This is a genomic window from Roseateles sp. FW301-B2 (assembly GCF_058788955.1).
On the sequence record NZ_JBYTBE010000045.1, the window covers coordinates 23,258 to 36,724 of the forward strand.

Annotated in this window: 12 protein-coding genes; 7 read left to right on the forward strand and 5 right to left on the reverse strand. The window is 68.5% G+C overall.

Going from position 1 to position 13,467, the window contains the following annotated elements:
• Positions 1-57: 57 nt before the first annotated feature.
• Positions 58-2,817 (reverse strand): aconitate hydratase AcnA, encoded by a 2,760-nt coding sequence (gene acnA, locus AC3WQY_RS22320; protein WP_492710739.1) that lies wholly within the window; start codon positions 2,815-2,817, stop codon positions 58-60.
• 33 nt (positions 2,818-2,850) lie between these two features.
• Positions 2,851-3,462: a DUF4337 domain-containing protein gene (locus AC3WQY_RS22325; RefSeq protein ID WP_492710740.1), complete on the reverse strand. Its 612-nt coding sequence runs from the start codon at positions 3,460-3,462 to the stop codon at positions 2,851-2,853.
• Positions 3,463-3,518: 56 nt separating this feature from the next.
• Here AC3WQY_RS22325 and AC3WQY_RS22330 point away from each other — a divergent pair, with 56 nt between their 5' ends.
• Together AC3WQY_RS22330 and AC3WQY_RS22335 are read left to right on the forward strand one after the other, a co-directional pair.
• Positions 3,519-4,184: a response regulator transcription factor gene (locus AC3WQY_RS22330; protein ID WP_285232630.1), complete on the forward strand. Its 666-nt coding sequence runs from the start codon at positions 3,519-3,521 to the stop codon at positions 4,182-4,184.
• Entirely contained in the window at positions 4,181-5,647 is a 1,467-nt protein-coding gene (locus AC3WQY_RS22335; RefSeq protein WP_492710741.1) for a sensor histidine kinase, read from the forward strand. Before AC3WQY_RS22330 ends, AC3WQY_RS22335 begins: the two co-directional genes overlap by 4 nt.
• Here AC3WQY_RS22335 and AC3WQY_RS22340 read toward each other — a convergent pair.
• Together AC3WQY_RS22340 and AC3WQY_RS22345 are read right to left on the reverse strand one after the other, a co-directional pair.
• Positions 5,629-6,528 carry a VirK/YbjX family protein gene (locus AC3WQY_RS22340; RefSeq protein WP_492710743.1) on the reverse strand — a complete coding sequence of 300 codons (900 nt, stop codon included), beginning with the start codon at positions 6,526-6,528 and terminating at the stop codon, positions 5,629-5,631. The genes AC3WQY_RS22335 and AC3WQY_RS22340 overlap by 19 nt on opposite strands.
• A 39-nt stretch (positions 6,529-6,567) precedes the next feature.
• Positions 6,568-7,278, reverse strand: a complete 711-nt coding sequence (locus tag AC3WQY_RS22345) for an IclR family transcriptional regulator (protein ID WP_285232626.1) — start codon at positions 7,276-7,278, stop codon at positions 6,568-6,570.
• 72 nt (positions 7,279-7,350) lie between these two features.
• Between AC3WQY_RS22345 and AC3WQY_RS22350 the strand changes: the two genes are divergently transcribed.
• Genes AC3WQY_RS22350 through AC3WQY_RS22360 form a run of 3 tightly spaced genes read left to right on the forward strand, consistent with a single transcriptional unit; the run spans position 7,351 to position 10,197 of the window.
• Positions 7,351-8,292, forward strand: a complete 942-nt coding sequence (locus AC3WQY_RS22350) for a hydroxymethylglutaryl-CoA lyase (protein ID WP_492710744.1) — start codon at positions 7,351-7,353, stop codon at positions 8,290-8,292.
• Positions 8,285-9,517, forward strand: coding sequence for a CaiB/BaiF CoA transferase family protein (locus AC3WQY_RS22355; protein WP_492710746.1), 1,233 nt, complete (start codon positions 8,285-8,287; stop codon positions 9,515-9,517). The genes AC3WQY_RS22350 and AC3WQY_RS22355 overlap by 8 nt, the downstream gene beginning before the upstream one ends.
• A gap of 59 nt (positions 9,518-9,576) precedes the next feature.
• Entirely contained in the window at positions 9,577-10,197 is a 621-nt protein-coding gene (locus AC3WQY_RS22360; protein WP_492710748.1) for a glutathione S-transferase family protein, read from the forward strand.
• Between the two features lie 80 nt (positions 10,198-10,277).
• On the opposite strand, the gene AC3WQY_RS22365 is transcribed toward AC3WQY_RS22360, so the two are convergent.
• Positions 10,278-10,781, reverse strand: coding sequence for an endonuclease V (locus AC3WQY_RS22365; protein WP_285232622.1), 504 nt, complete (start codon positions 10,779-10,781; stop codon positions 10,278-10,280).
• A 351-nt stretch (positions 10,782-11,132) separates the two neighbouring features.
• Here AC3WQY_RS22365 and AC3WQY_RS22370 point away from each other — a divergent pair, with 351 nt between their 5' ends.
• Both AC3WQY_RS22370 and AC3WQY_RS22375 read left to right on the forward strand, forming a co-directional pair.
• On the forward strand, positions 11,133-11,612 hold the full coding sequence (locus AC3WQY_RS22370) for a YqhG/Tai3 family protein (RefSeq protein WP_285232621.1): 480 nt from the start codon (positions 11,133-11,135) through the stop codon (positions 11,610-11,612).
• A gap of 806 nt (positions 11,613-12,418) precedes the next feature.
• Positions 12,419-13,222, forward strand: a complete 804-nt coding sequence (locus AC3WQY_RS22375) for a CPBP family intramembrane glutamic endopeptidase (protein ID WP_285232620.1) — start codon at positions 12,419-12,421, stop codon at positions 13,220-13,222.
• Positions 13,223-13,467 lie beyond the last annotated feature (245 nt).

Below are 13,467 nucleotides of genomic sequence, written 5' to 3' on the forward strand. Positions count from 1 at the left end.
CGGCCCGGCGGGCAAATTTCCTAGCGCCTAGATTACCGGCGCGCTGATGGGCACCGGTCAGCCGGCCAGCAAGGCGCGCAACACATAGGGCAGGATGCCGCCATGCTGGTAGTAGGCCACCTCGATGGGGGTGTCGATGCGCAGCAGCAGGGCGTGCTCGCGGCGCTGGCCACCACCGGCAGGGTGTACCACCAGCCGGGCCCGGCGCTGCGGCGCCAGCGCGCCGTCCATCTCGATGTCGATCAGCTCGTCGCCGCGCAGGCCCAGGCTCTCCCAGCTCTCGCCGGGCATGAACTGCAGCGGCAGCACCCCCATGCCTACCAGGTTGGAGCGGTGGATGCGCTCGAAGCTCTTGGCCACCACCGCCTTGATGCCCAGCAGCTGGGTGCCCTTGGCGGCCCAGTCGCGGCTGGAGCCGGTGCCGTATTCCTCGCCGGCAAAGATCACCGTGGGCGTGCCGGCAGCCTGGTAGCGCATCGCGGCGTCGTAGATGGCGAGCTTTTCACCCTGGCCGCCGCCCGGTTGGTAGAGCGTCAGGCCGCCTTCCTCGCGGCTGCCGTCGGCCGCCGGCGGGATCATCAGGTTCTTGATGCGTACATTGGCAAAGGTGCCGCGCATCATCACCTCGTGGTGGCCGCGGCGCGAGCCATAACTGTTGAAGTCCACGGGCTTGATGCCCTGGGCCTGCAGATACAGGCCGGCGGGCGAGCTGGCCTTGATGGCACCGGCGGGCGAGATGTGGTCGGTGGTGATGGAGTCGCCGAACAGCGCCATGATGCGGGCGCCGCGCACGTGCGTGCCGCCGGCCTCGGCCTGGGCGGGCTGCATCTGGAAGCCGGCGAAGAAGGGTGGCTGGGCGATATAGCTGCTGGCCGGCCAGCTGTAGACCTGGCCCGCCACGCCGCTGATCTTCTGCCACAGCTTGCCGGGCTTTCTGGCCACCTGCTCGTAGTTGGCGCGGAAGGCCTTGGGGTCCATGGCATGCTGCATGAGCGCTTGGATCTCCTCGCTGCTGGGCCAGATGTCGCCGAGGTAGACGTCGCGGCCGTTCTTGCCCTTGCCCACCGGTTGTGTCATCAGATCGACCCGCACATTGCCGGCCAACGCATAGGCCACCACCAGCGGCGGCGAGGCCAGGAAGTTGGCCTTCAGATTGGGGTGGATGCGCGCCTCGAAATTGCGGTTGCCCGAGAGCACGGCGGCGCAGATCAGCTGCTGGCTCGTGATGGCCTCGTTGATCTCGGCCGTGAGGTCGCCGGCATTGCCGATGCAGGTGGTGCAGCCATAGGCGGCCACGTTGAAGCCGAGCTTCTCCAGATAGGGCAGCAGCTTGGCGCGCTCCAGGTACTCGGTGACGATGCGCGAGCCCGGTGCCAGCGAGGTCTTGATGTGCGGCGCCACGCGCAGACCCGCCTGCACCGCCTTCTTGGCCAGCAGGCCGGCGGCCAGCAGCACGCTGGGGTTGGAGGTGTTGGTGCAGGAGGTGATGGCGGCGATCAGCACATCGCCATTGCCGATCGAAAGCCCGCTGGGCGTGCTGACGCGCGCGTCCAGCGTCTCGGCCGGGCGGTTGAAGCCGTTGGCCGCGGCCCCCTGGCTGTAGAGCGCGACGAACTGGCTGGCCAGGTGGGTGATCTCGATGCGGTCCTGCGGCCGCTTGGGGCCGGCCAGGGAGGGCGTGACGCTGCCCAGGTCCAGGCTCACGGTGTGCGAGTAGGCGATCTCGCCCGCGGCCTGGTCGGCTCCCGGCGCGCCCGGGATGCCGAACATCTGCTGGGCGCGGAAGTAGGCCTCCAGCGCGGCGATCTCGCTCTTCGTGCGGCCGGTGCCGCGGAAATAGTCCAGCGTGCGCTCGTCCACCGGGAAGAAGCCCATGGTGGCGCCATACTCGGGCGCCATATTGGCGATGGTGGCGCGGTCGGGCACCGAGAGGCTGGCGGTGCCGGGGCCGAAGAACTCGACGAACTTGCCCACCACCTTCTCGCGCCGCAGCAGCTCGGTGACGGTGAGCACCAGGTCGGTGGCGGTGACGCCCTCGCGCAGCCGGCCCTTGAGCTCGAAGCCCACCACATCCGGCGTCAGGAAATAGACCGGCTGGCCCAGCATGCCGGCCTCGGCCTCGATGCCGCCCACGCCCCAACCTACCACGCCGATGCCGTTGATCATGGTGGTGTGGCTGTCGGTGCCCACCAGCGAGTCGGGGTAGTAGAGCTTCTCGCCCTTTTTCTTGCCGCTCTTGTGCACGCCGCGCGCCAGGTACTCCAGGTTCACCTGGTGCACGATGCCAAAGCCCGGTGGCACGACGCGGAAGGTGTCGAAGGCCTGCATGCCCCACTTCATGAATTCGTAGCGCTCGCGGTTGCGCTCGAACTCGAGCTTCATGTTCAGGTCCAGCGCCTGCTTGCTGCCGTAGTGGTCGATCATCACCGAGTGGTCCACCACCAGGTCCACCGGCACCAGGGGTTCGATGGTCTTGGGGTTCTTGCCGGCCGCGGCCGCCACATTGCGCATCGCCGCCAGATCGGCCAGCAGGGGCACGCCGGTGAAGTCCTGCAGCACCACGCGCGCCACCACGAAGGGGATCTCGTCATTGCGCGGCGCGTTCGGCGCCCAGTTGGCCAGCTGGGCCACATGCTCGGGCAGCACGCGCTGGCCATCGCAGTTGCGCAGCACCGACTCCAGCACGATGCGCAGCGAGATCGGCAGGCGCTGGATGTTGGGGAACTGCCGGGCCAGCGCCGGCAGCGAGTAGAACTGGCCGCTCTTGCCCGCGGGCGTGCTGAAGCTGGCAAGGGTCTGGGCGTAGGGATGCGACATGCGAGGCTCCTGGTGAACGGGTGATTGTGCGCGTCAGGACAAGAGGGCGATCAGGCTGCTCGGGTGCAGGGCCCAGCCGGCCAAGCCTGCCAGGCCCATCAGCACGCCGAAGAAGGAGGGCAGCAGCGCGGCCCAGTAGAGGCGCTGGCTTTGCGTCAGCGCGGTCACCGCCAGCATGGCCACCGCGATCGCCAGCAGGGCGTCGCTGAGGTCGAACTGGTCGTCGCGGTAGTTGAGGGCGTCGTAGTTGCGCTGGTCCTGCTCGGCCTGGGCGCGCAGCTCGTCCTTCTTCCTGGCCTGGTCGGCGGCCAGGGCGCGGTACTTGGCGAGCGCGCTGGCATAGCCGGCCTGGGCCTCGGGCTTGGCGCTCAGCTGCGCCAGCTCGAGCTGCACGACGCTGGCCTCGGCCACTTCCTGGCGGATATTGCGTGCCTGGTAATAGGCCCAGTGGTCCAGCTTGTCGGCCTGGGCCTGCTGCATGGCCTGCACGATGTTGTCGTCCTTGACCTTGCAGATGCCCATGAAGGTGGCCAGCAGCGCCACCGTGATGGCCACCGCGGCGTTCAGGCGCGAGGGGCGCTCGGCCGTGGTGGGCGCGGCGGCCTGCTGCGCGGTTTCAACAAGGTCTTTGGGGTCGATGTCCATGTGCGTCCTGGCTTGCTGCAAGCGGGGCGGTGCAGAAATGCGCTACCGTTCCGGCCATGCGCATTTTGCTTGTAGAAGATGACCCCACGCTGAGCTCGATCGTGCAGCGCAGCCTGAGCGAGGCAGGCCACCTGGTGGACCTGGCCGGCACGCTGGAGCAGGCACGCTTTCTGTGGCGCATCCAGGAGCTGGATGCCGTGCTGCTTGACCTCAGCCTGCCCGATGGCAACGGCCTGCAGGCCTTGCGCGAGGCACGCGCGCGCGGCGATCGCACCCCCGTGCTGGTGCTGACCGCGCGCAACCGCACCGACGAGCGCATTGCCGGCCTGGACGCCGGCGCCGACGATTACCTCGGCAAGCCCTTCGACCTGGCCGAGGTGGAGGCGCGCCTGCGCGCCCTGGTGCGCCGCCGCCTCGACCTGGATGATCAGGTGCGCGTCGGCGCCCTGATGCTGGACCGGCGTGCCCGGCGCCTGTTCGTCGGCGAGGCGCCGCTGGATCTGCCGGCGCGCGAGTTCGAGGTGCTGAGCGAGCTGATGACGCCGCCCGGCCGGGTGGTCAGCAAGGCCCGGCTCAGCGACAAGCTCTCGGGCTTCGACGATGCGCTGGGTGCGAATGCGCTGGAGACCTTCATCTCGCGCCTGCGCAAGAAGCTGGCCGGCAGCGGCGCCGGCATACGCACGCTGCGTGGCCTGGGCTATGTGCTGGAGCCCGAGGCATGAGCGAACCGGCGAGCCGCAGCAGCAGCAAGCCGCCGCTGCGCCGCCGCCTGCTGCGCCATGTGCTGGGCCCGCTGCTGCTGACCTGGGCGCTGGGCAGCCTGCTGGCGCTGTGGGTGGCCTCCTATTTCACCCAGCGCGCTTTCGACCGCTCGATGCTGGACGATGCGCTGCTGCTGGCCCGGCATCTGGAGGTGGGCGCGCAGGGCCTGCAGCTGGCCATGTCCAGCGAGGACCTGGGTACGGTGCTGTACGACCAGAGCGAGCGCGTCTTTTACGCGGTCTATGCCGTGCACGACGGCGGCAGTCGCCTCATCGTGGGCAGCCCGGGCCTGCTGCCGGCGCCACCGCGCGGCGGCGCCGCGCCGCCCGAGCTGCAGTACCTGGACCAGGACTACCGCGGCCGTGCGGTGCGCACCCTGGTGCTGCGGCGCGACGCGCCGCAGCCGGCCCTGGTGGTGGTGGCCCAGACCACGGTGATGCGCCAGCGCATGCGCGAGGAGCTGCTGCTGTTTGCGCTGCCGCCCCAGGTGCTGTTGCTGGTGGGCCTGGCCGGCTGGCTGCGCCACCGCATCGGCCGCGATGTGCGGCCGCTGGCGGCGCTGCAGCAGGCCTTGCAGGCGCGCCCGCCCTCCGATCTCTCGGCCCTGCCGGCCGAGCTCAAGACCGAGGCGCCCTCGCGCGAGCTGGAGCAGCTGGGCCATTCGATCGACGGCCTGCTGGCGCGCGTGGAGGCCAGCGTGCGCGCCCAGCGCGAGTTTGCCGGCAATGTCGCGCATGAGCTGCGCACGCCGCTGGCGGGCGTGCGTGCGGCGGCCGAATACGGCCTGGCGCAGAGCGAGCCGCAGCGCTGGCGCGAGCAGCTGCAGGCGGTGCTGGCCAGCGAGGGCCGCGCCAGCCATCTGGTGGACCAGCTGCTGGCCCTGGCCCTGGCCGACGAGTCGCGCGGCCGCCTGCGCCTGCAGCCCCTGGTGCTGGGCGAGCTGGTGCGCGAGCTGCTGCTGCGCTACCTGCCGCGCGCCGACCAGGCCGGCGTGGAGCTGGGCGCCGGCGGGCTGGAGGGCGGCGAGCAGGTGCTGGGCGATGCCGGGCTGATCGAGGGCATGCTGGGCAATCTGCTCGACAACGCGCTGCGCTACGGCCGCGCCGCCAGCGGGCCCAGCAGCATCAGCGTCGAGCTGCAGCCCGACCAGCAGGCACAAGGGCAGGGGCTGCGCCTGTGCGTGATCGACAACGGGCCCGGCATTCCCGCGGCCCAGCGCAGCGCCGTGCGCCAGCGCTGGGCGCAGGGCGAGGCCTTGTGCCGGGCGCCGGCGCTGGGCCAGGGGGCGGGCCTGGGCCTGTCCATCGTGGAGCGCTATGCCAGCCTGCTCGGGGCCAGCCTGAGCCTGGAACCCGGGCCGGGCGGCCAGGGGCTGAGAGCCTGCCTGGTGTTTCCGCCGCTGGCTCAGGCTGCCAAGGGGTAGCTCGGGATCTGCAGCCCGACGCCGCCGGCCGCCTGCAGGCTGGCCGCCACGCCGGCGCAGGCGGTGCGCAGCAGGGCCTCGCGGCGGCGCGCCTCGGCGCGCTTCTTGGACGGCAGGCTCGCCAGATCGATGCCGGGCTCGCGCAGGCAGTTGAGCCGATAGTCGCCATCGCGGCCGGGCAGGGCGCCCAGCTCGGTCCAGAGCTGGTCGTAGTCCGAGCTAATGTGCCAGCGCCGCCACGGGTTCAGCGCGATGCGGTGCCGGTTGCTCACGAGCTGCACGCCCGCGCAGCCCAGCAGGTAGGCGATGTGGCGCACCACCGTGATGAGCAGGCTGGTGGGCCGGCAGGCATGCAGCTGGCGCGTGGCCTCGCGCACCAGCTGGCGCGCCTCGTCGCCGGCCAGCCCCTGCAGGCGGCCGACCATCAGCAGCGGCCCCTGCGCGCCGCCGCGTATCACGAAGGACAGCGAGTACAGCCGCTGGCCTGCCAGCTGCAGCGCCAGGCACAGCTCGCCCTCGCGGTGGCCGTCGTGGATGGCGCTGAGCGTCAGTGCGGCACTGCCGCCATCCTTCAGCGGCAGCTGGCCCAGGCAATGCGGGCGCTCGGCGGCGGCGCAGCTCCAGGCCAGCAGGCCGCGCTCGTGCATGAAGCCGTAATGCTCGCTGAGCACGCGCACGCGCGCGCCGCAGCCCAGCCCGGTGCAGAGGTAGGGGCGGTAGATCTTGTGCGCCAGCACCGGGTGGCGCTGCAGCTGCGCCTGCAGGCAGGCATGGCGGGCCAGGAAGTCCTGCCAGCGGCGCGTGGCGCGTGGATGGAGCCAGCCGCCGAGGCGCAGTTTCATGCGGGTCTTGAGGTCGGAGCGAGGCGCATCTTTCGTCATGCGCTCTTTATCGTCGCGAGCGCCTGTCTGGAACCTGACCTAGGCCCCCAGCCTTTGACTCAGCCGCGCCGCCGCCGCCTTCACCGCCGCGCCGAAGCCGGCTTGCAGCCGGTGGCTGGGCAGGGTCAGGGTGAGGGCGCCCACCAGCTCGCCGGCGGCGCCGAACACCGGGGCCGAGATGCCGCTGAGGTCGGGCACGCGGTCGCCCGAGAGTTCGGCCAGGCCGGCCTCGCGGATGCGCGCATAGAGCGCGCCCTTGGCGCCGCCGAAGGCCAGCAGCACGCGCCCGCCGGCGCCGCGCTCCAGCGGCAGCAGGTCGCCGGCGCGGGTGTGGTCGCGCAGCAGCTGGGGCGAGTCGACCCGGTACAGGCACAGGCGCTGCTCGCCCTGGCGCACATGGAAGGCGGCGCTCTCGCGCGTGGCCGCCACCAGCTCGCGCAGCACCGGCATCACCACCGCCTCCAGCGAGAACTGGCCGGCCTGCACGAGCTGCAGCCGCGCCAGCTCGGGGCCCAGCACGTAGCGCCCGTCGGCCTGCCTGAGCAGCAGGCGCGCATGCTCCAGCGAGGCCAGCAGGCGCAGCGCGGTGCTCTTGTAGAGCCGCGTGCGCTCGGCCAGCTCCTGCAGGCTCAAGCCCGCATCGCCGGCGCGGAAGGCGCACAGCAGCGACAGCGCGCGGTCCACCGCCGCCGCGCCGCCGGGGGCGGCACGCTCGTCCGCCAGGGAGGGGGTCAAAGCCTTCTTGGGCATGCTGGCTTCCTTGACTCGGGCAAGATCTGAATTTAGTATTTTCAGAACATAATTCTATCTAACAGAACCACAATGTCGAATCGGCCGGACATCCACATCAGCGAGGTGGGCCCGCGCGATGGCCTGCAAAGCCTGCGCCAGACCATGGCCACGCCAGCCAAGCTGGCCTGGATCGACGCCCTGCACGCCGCCGGCCTGCGCGAGATCGAGGTCGGCTCCTTCGTGCCGGCGGCGCTGCTGCCGCAGCTGGCCGACAGTGCCGAGCTGGTGCGGCATGCGCGCGGCCTGGCCGGGGTCACCGTGCTGGCCCTGGTGCCGAATCTGCGCGGCGCGCAGGCGGCGCTGGCGGCCGGCGTGCACAAGCTGACCCTGCCGCTGTCGGTCAGCGCCGCGCATTCGCTGGCCAATGTGCGCAAGACGCCGGCGCAGATGCTCGAGGAGTTGCGCAGCATCGCGGCGCTGCGGCGCGAGCGCGCGCCGGGGGTGGGCCTGGAGGTGGGCCTCTCCACCGCCTTTGGCTGCACCCTGCAGGGCCGCGTGGACGAGGACGAGGTGATCCGGCTGGCGGTGCAGGCCGCCGCGGCGGGTGCCGACGAGGTGGGCCTCTCCGACACCAGCGGCATGGCCGATCCGGCCCAGGTGCGGCGCCTGTTCACGCGCCTGCGCGCCGAGCTGGGCGCGCGCGCCGGCGCCGCCCATCTGCACAACACGCGCGGCCTGGGCCTGGCCAACTGCCTGGCCGCCTTCGACGTGGGCGTGCGCAGCTTCGACGCCTCGCTGGCCGGCCTGGGCGGCTGCCCCTATGCGCCGGGCGCCTCGGGCAATGTGGTGACCGAGGACCTGGTCTTCATGTTCGAGGCCATGGGCCTGCGCACCGGCGTGGACCTGGAGCGCCTGCTGGCCGCGCGCGCGCCGCTGCGCGCCGGCCTGCCGGGCGAGCCGCTCTACGGCATGCTGGCCGAGGCGGGCCTGCCCAAGGGCTTTGTGGCGCAGCCGGCGGCCGGCCATGTCTGAGCAGCCGCCCCAAGCCTTGCCGCAAGCCTTGCCCCTCGCCGGCCTGCGCGTGCTCGAGTTCACGCATATGGTGATGGGCCCCAGCTGCGGCATGATCCTGGCCGACCTGGGCGCCGAGGTCATCAAGGTCGAGCCGCTGGCGGGCGACAACACGCGCCGCCTGCTGGGCTCGGGCGCGGGCTTCTTCGCGATGTTCAACCGCAACAAGCGCAGCCTCGCGGTCAACACCCAGGACCCGCGCGGCCTCGAGATCGTGCTCAAGCTGCTGGCCGGCGCCGATGTCTTCAGCGAGAACTTCAAGCCCGGCGCGATGGAGCGCCTGGGCCTGGGCCCCGCCGCGCTGGCGGCGCTCAACCCGCGCCTGATCTATGTCTCGCACAAGGGCTTTCTGCCCGGCCCCTACGAGCAGCGCACCGCGCTCGACGAGGTGGTGCAGATGATGGGCGGCCTGGCCTATATGACCGGGCCCGAGGGCCGGCCGCTGCGCGCCGGTGCCAGCGTGAACGACATCATGGGCGGCATGTTCGGCGCCATCGGCGTGCTGGCGGCGCTGGTGCAGCGCGCCCAGACCGGCCGCGGCCAGCAGGTGCAGAGCGCGCTGTTCGAGAACAATGTGTTCCTGATGGCCCAGCACATGATGCAGTTCGCCGTCACCGGCCGGCCGGCCGCGCCCATGCCCAGCCGCATCTCGGCCTGGGGCATCTACGACGTCTTCAGCGTGCAGGGCGGCGAGCAGATCTTCCTGGCGGTGGTGTCCGACAGCCAATGGGCGCTGTTCTGCGAGGCCTTCGAGCTGGCCGATCTGCGCGCCGACGCGCGCCTGCATGGCAACAACCAGCGCGTGCAGGCGCGCGACTGGCTGCTGCCGCTGCTGCGCACGCGCCTGGCCGAGCTCAGCGCGGCCGAGATCGGCGCGCGCTTCGAGGCGCGCGGCCTGCCCTATGCGCCCATCACCAAGCCGCAGGCGCTGTTCGACGATCCGCACCTGTGCGCCACCGGTGGCCTGGCGGCCGTGACGATCCCGCCCGACGCCAGCGCCGCCGGCCATGCGATCGAGACGCGCGCGCCGCTGTTGCCGCTGAGTCTGGACGGCCAGCGCCTGCCGCTGCGCCTGCCGCCGCCGGCGCTGGGCGCCGACACCGCGGCCCTGCTCGGCGAGCTGGGCTATAGCGCGGCCGAGCAGGCGCGGCTGCTGGCGGATGGGGTGGTGGGGGGCGAAGGATAGGCGGGTGGCCTGGCGCACGGGCCATGTTGCCTGGCGTAGCAGCGTGCTAGCCTTCGGCCATGAACACCGCTGCCAAACCCAAACTCACCTATTTCGACGCCCCGGTCAGCCGCGGCGAGGAATGCCGTCTGGCCCTGCACCTGGCCGGCGTCGATTTCGAGGATGTGCGCATCAAGGGCGCCGATTGGCCGGCCCTGAAGCCGAGCACGCCTTACGGCAGCATGCCCTTTCTGGAGCTGCCTGGCCATGCGCCGCTGGCCCACACCAACCCCATCCTGGTGCTGATCGGCCGCCGCCACGGCCTGCATCCGGCCGACGACTTCGAGGCCGCGCGGCACGAGGGCATGATGCAGCATGTGGAAGATCTGCGCGCCGTCGTCGGCCCCACGATCCGCATGGATGCCGACGAGAAGAAGCGCGTGCGCGAGCAACTCGCCGCCAGCTACCTGCCGGCCTGGGCCGCGGCCGCTGAGAAGAACATCGTGGGCGGCAAGCCCTTCTTCGGCGGCGACAAGCTGCAGGTGGTCGACCTGAAGCTGCACATGGCCGTGCGCTGGTTCATCGGCGGCGCCGTCGACCACATCCCGGCCACCATCTTCGACGCTTATCCGAAGCTGATGGCCATCTACACGGCGGTGCGCGAGCACGCCGGCGTCAAGGCCTGGTACGCCAGGGGCTGATCGCCCCGTTCACGGCGAAGCGGCCTGCAGGCCCTGCTGCGCGGCGCGGTTGGCGCAGCCATTCGATGCCGGGCGTGGGATCAGTCCTTGTTCTTCGCAAGCCGAGCAGCGAGCTTCATCAGCGTGGGCAAACGCTTCCTGCCGTGCATCGCACGCAGCCGTGCCTTGGCCGCGCCAATGTCGATGCCCGCGCACGTGACATACAGGGGCTGCGCTTCCTCTTCACGCATGACTTCGAACTGCGCCCCCAGGCCCGCGAGGCGCTTCTTCGAAACACCGATGATCGGCACCCTGCCACCCAGCGCGTGATACAGGTGCTGGCCAAGCCCCGGCATTTCGTCGGCATCAAGATGGACGAAGCCGTCAATCAGGATGAGCTCGGGCTCCAGGCCGTGCTCGCGCAGCAGTTGCATCACGCAGGGCAGTTCTCGCAGGTCAAGTTCCCCGCGGACGGCCGGCTCGACATGGGCTATTCGCGAGACGTAAGTCTGGGTCGCTTCCGCAGCATCCCAGGCGTCGAAAGCCGCAGCAGCAGCAGCATGCGCCTGCGCGCCTTCGAAATGAACAGCCACGATGAGTTTCATGCGGGATTATGAGCCGCAGCAACTCACGCGCTTGGCCAGCGGCGGCTGCGCTGGCATGGGCGATGGGCAGATCGAGGCTGAGGGCAGGCGTTCAATGATGACCGCTTTCAGGCCGACAAAGCGGCATAGATCGTGCCGCGGCAGCCCATCCGATCCGAGTGCGGGGCGATTCAAATGGAGCTGACCGCGTGCCGGTTTCGTCGGTCTGTTCATGCAGTGCGAATTGACGGACCATTGGTCATAATCCAACAATGGCGCGGCATGCAGGCCGGGGAGGCGTCCGATGTTATGCAGACAGGTTCCGGTGTTATGCAGCAAATCTGTCGCCCTACAACCTAGTTGAACAGCTCCATGCTTTTTCGCGCCGCCGCCCTGCTGTTTCTCGTTTCGCCCGCCGCCATTGCCGCTCCAAGGGACGCGCTTGATCCCGTCGTGCGTCTCTACCGCGACTTCGCGTGGGAGGCCGTCATCGATGAGCCGATCGCTGGGCGGGGTTTTCTTACTGAGTCTGATGCAGTCTGGTCTCGCTATTTTTCACCGCGCTTGGTCAAGCTGCTTCGAGACGACCGTCAATGCGTGTCGCGTACGCGGGAAATCTGCAAACTCGATTTCAGCCCGATCTGGGCTTCGCAAGATCCTGGCGCGGCCAGACTGAAGGTCGTTCTTGGCGAGACTCCAGCAACGGTTAACGTGTCCTTTGACTACCCTGGCAATGGCAAGCGCATCGGCATGAAAATCCTCCTCGTACGATCAGGCGCAGGGTGGCTAATCGATGACATTCACTATCCGGATGGACAGCAACTAAAGAAGATTCTGGAGACGATGGAGTGAGCACCGCTATGGGAGATGAGGCTGTCTGTTCAACCGGTCATTCGAGCCGATCGCCTTCGGCGCTGGCTCAATTTCAACGTTAGGCGTCACGCTTACAGTCGGGTTATGCGAAAGATTGGCTACACGCTCTTGATCGTCGGTTTTCTCTGGCTATCTGCCCTGCAAGCAATGCAACTCTCGCGTGGGGCAATACGTCCCGTCCTTCACGAGAGCTATGCGATTCTTGCCCAACACCCAGGCAAGCTCTACAGCGCGGCAGAGGTGGAGGCTCATGTCCTACGAGTTGCGAATGCGTCCTTCGATACCGTGCCCGTCTTCCTCTATCCCGGGGTGGGTATGCTGATTGCAGGGATGCTGCTTGCGCGTACGCGAAAGAGAGCAGGCGATGGAGACGTCTAACCGGTCGCTCGAGCCGACTCGCAACGGCTGGTCACTTCAGGGCCTCATTTCATTCTGGCCCTTCCGTTCCCAGACGCTCATCGACGCTCAGCTTGAACGTTAGGCCTTGCCCATGAGAACTGAGACGAAGACGCAGGAGTGGTTCCTGGCGGACCCTCGGACGAGGAAGTGGATCACCCAGTGCGCCGCGTGCCAACAGCTTGGACGGAAGTCTGATGCCCCAACAAATATTCCCAAGGTCAGATTCGAGGAAATGTTCCCTATCCAAGACCTTGACGAATTTGGCCTATGCGAAAGGTGTGCAAGCTACGCGAGCCAGGCCTAACCAGTCGCTCGAGCCGACTCGCGTCGGCAGGCCTCCGCTCGTGGCTCAGCTGCAACGTTAGGCCGCAGAGGACGCACCGCCCGTGAAAGACGAATCGTTCCCCTCCGCTCCACAAGCCCTCCTGCTTGTTCTCGCAATGTTCCTGGCCGAGTACGTTGTCGGGGCTGCTCTGTACGATGCGCGGCGAACTCTCGCACTAACTCGGGAAGAGCTTAGTGCGCTGGTCACGCTGTTGGGGAACGGCATGCTATTCGCAGTCTTGCTACACGCCAAGGCCTTGTCCTATCGAGCTCTGTTCCATCCTTCGCGGGCTTCGCTCCGCGCCACGATAGTTCTTCTTATCCCTCCCGTTGCGCTTCTAGTCCCTGCGCTTGTCATGCTTGCGGCAGAGCTGAGTGAACTCTTGGTCCGCATCTTTCCGCTCTCCGCGTGGGAGGAACAGGCTTTCGCGAGCATGTCTGCAGCGAACATGGCAGCCATCACCGCCGTCTGCGTGCTGGCGCCCATTCTTGAGGAGATGCTCTTCCGAGGAGTAATTCTCCGAGCCTTTCTTGTTCAGTACTCCCGCGGTACCGCCATCGCTGCTTCAGCGCTCATTTTCGGGATGGCGCATCTGAACATCTACCAGTTCGTCATTGCCTTCCTCTTGGGGCTAATCGCAGGTTGGCTCTATGAGCGTTCACGCTCCCTGGTTCCGTCTATAGCCCTCCATGCTCTCTACAACACCTCGCTCACGGTTGTTGAATCTTCATCCAGGGGAAGTCAAGCCGAGTCGGCAGCGCCGGCCTCAACCACAATCTGGGTCTTGTCGCTCGCGGCTTCCCTGGTAGGAGCGCTTGCGCTAAATCGGCTTCTGGCCCGTTCGAGTCGGCGCGTCGTTGCGTGAAGACCCTGCGGCCTAGCCCTTCGATCGAGGGGGCTTGCTCCAGAAGGCGTCGCCTGCCTACGCAAGACCCTCATGTAAAACGTTGAGCGACCGGTTTCGCGCGTCGATCTCGTCCCGTCGTATGGCCGCTGCCGCTGGCGGATTCAATCGGTCGACGCAACACACTATGGGCCGATCAGGCCGAAGGAGTGTTGGACATGAGGCAGCGACCGCGGATCTACTACTCGGATAGCCAGAAGGCGCTG

Bases quoted from the DNA above. Each gene is read 5' to 3' on its own strand.
- AC3WQY_RS22325 (WP_492710740.1), bottom strand. From the start codon at position 3,462: ATGGACATCGACCCCAAAGACCTTGTTGAAACCGCGCAGCAGGCCGCC.
- AC3WQY_RS22360 (WP_492710748.1), top strand. From the start codon at position 9,577: ATGAACACCGCTGCCAAACCCAAACTCACCTATTTCGACGCCCCGGTC.
- acnA (WP_492710739.1), bottom strand. From the start codon at position 2,817: ATGTCGCATCCCTACGCCCAGACCCTTGCCAGCTTCAGCACGCCCGCG.
- AC3WQY_RS22345 (WP_285232626.1), bottom strand. From the start codon at position 7,278: ATGCCCAAGAAGGCTTTGACCCCCTCCCTGGCGGACGAGCGTGCCGCC.
- AC3WQY_RS22340 (WP_492710743.1), bottom strand. From the start codon at position 6,528: ATGACGAAAGATGCGCCTCGCTCCGACCTCAAGACCCGCATGAAACTG.
- AC3WQY_RS22350 (WP_492710744.1), top strand. From the start codon at position 7,351: ATGTCGAATCGGCCGGACATCCACATCAGCGAGGTGGGCCCGCGCGAT.
- AC3WQY_RS22370 (WP_285232621.1), top strand. From the start codon at position 11,133: ATGCTTTTTCGCGCCGCCGCCCTGCTGTTTCTCGTTTCGCCCGCCGCC.
- AC3WQY_RS22355 (WP_492710746.1), top strand. From the start codon at position 8,285: ATGTCTGAGCAGCCGCCCCAAGCCTTGCCGCAAGCCTTGCCCCTCGCC.
- AC3WQY_RS22365 (WP_285232622.1), bottom strand. From the start codon at position 10,781: ATGAAACTCATCGTGGCTGTTCATTTCGAAGGCGCGCAGGCGCATGCT.
- AC3WQY_RS22330 (WP_285232630.1), top strand. From the start codon at position 3,519: ATGCGCATTTTGCTTGTAGAAGATGACCCCACGCTGAGCTCGATCGTG.
- AC3WQY_RS22335 (WP_492710741.1), top strand. From the start codon at position 4,181: ATGAGCGAACCGGCGAGCCGCAGCAGCAGCAAGCCGCCGCTGCGCCGC.